Origin of the sequence: Falsiroseomonas sp. E2-1-a4 (assembly GCF_051433165.1) — a bacterium.
GTDB lineage: Bacteria > Pseudomonadota > Alphaproteobacteria > Acetobacterales > Acetobacteraceae > Falsiroseomonas.
The window spans coordinates 1-1,281 of record NZ_JBHMFS010000066.1 but is presented as its reverse complement, the minus strand read 5'-3'; the positions used below and the strand labels follow the sequence as shown (position 1 = coordinate 1,281).

Genomic DNA, 1,281 nt, shown 5'->3' with positions numbered 1-1,281 from the left:
GGCCATCGTGGTGTTCCTCGGTAGGGTTTGGGTTGTCGAGACCTGCAACCCCTGACCTGGGAACGACCACGATGACCGAGGATACGATGGCGCTGCGCGGGCTGCTGGAGAAGTCGTCCGACGCCGACCTGCTGCGGGAGATGATCGGCTTTGCCGCCCAGCGGCTGATGGAGTTGGAGACCGATGGCCTGTGCGGCGCCGCTCATGGCGAGCGCAGCGAGACGCGGCTGAACCAGCGCAACGGCTACCGCGAGCGCGATTGGCAGACCCGGGCCGGTACGGTCGAACTGCGCATCCCGAAGCTTCGCAAGGGCAGCTACTTCCCGGCCTTCCTCGAGCCCCGGCGGACGGCCGAGAAGGCGCTGACCGCAGTGATCCAGGAGGCCTACATTCAGGGCATCTCCACCCGCTCGGTGGACGACCTGGTCCGCGCCATGGGGATGGAGGGCGTCAGCAAGAGCCAGGTCAGCCGGCTCTGCGCCGAGATCGACGACCGGGTCCGCGACTTCCTCTCCCGGCCGATCGAGGGCGACTGGCCCTACCTGTGGCTTGACGCCACCTACGTGAAGGTGCGTGAGGCCGGTCGCGTGGTCCCTGTCGCCGTCACCATCGCCGTCGGCGTGAACGGCGACGGCCGGCGCGAAGTCCTTGGCATGGCGATCGGCGCCTCCGAGGCGGAGACCTTCTGGCTCGACTTTCTCCGCTCCCTGACCCGCCGCGGGTTGCGCGGCGTGAAGCTGGTGATTTCCGACGCCCATGAGGGCCTGAAGGCGGCGGTCACCAAAGTCCTACGGGCAACCTGGCAACGCTGTCGCGTCCACTTCATGCGCAACGCCATCGCCCATGCCGGCAAGACCCAGCGCCGCATCGTCTCTGCCTGGATCGGCACCGCCTTCGCCGAGGCCGATGCTCCGGCCGCCCATGCCCAGTGGCGCCGGGTCGCCGATCAGCTCCGCCCGAAAGTGCCGAAGCTGGCCGAGCTGATGGATACCGCCGAGGCCGATGTACTGGCCTACATGGACTTCCCCCGCGAGCACCGCGCCAAAATCCATTCCAGCAACCCGATCGAGCGCCTCAACGGCGAAATCAAGCGCCGCACCGATGTCGTCGGCATCTTCCCAAACGAGGCCGCCATCACCCGGCTGATCGGCGCCATCCTTCTCGAGCAATCCGACGAATGGGCTACCCAGCGATCCCGCTACATGACGCTGGAAACCATCAGTACCGTCAGCGACACTGCACCCGTCAGCCTGCCAGCCATGGCAGGATGACGCGGAGGCC

1 protein-coding gene is annotated in these 1,281 nt (G+C 67.2%); it reads left to right on the top strand.

Annotated features, from left to right (window positions below; all coding sequences use genetic code 11):
- Positions 1–71: 71 nt before the first annotated feature.
- Positions 72–1,271: an IS256 family transposase gene (locus tag ACFHNC_RS24655; protein ID WP_437171881.1), complete on the top strand. Its 1,200-nt coding sequence runs from the start codon at positions 72–74 to the stop codon at positions 1,269–1,271.
- The last annotated feature ends 10 nt before the right edge of the window (positions 1,272–1,281 follow it).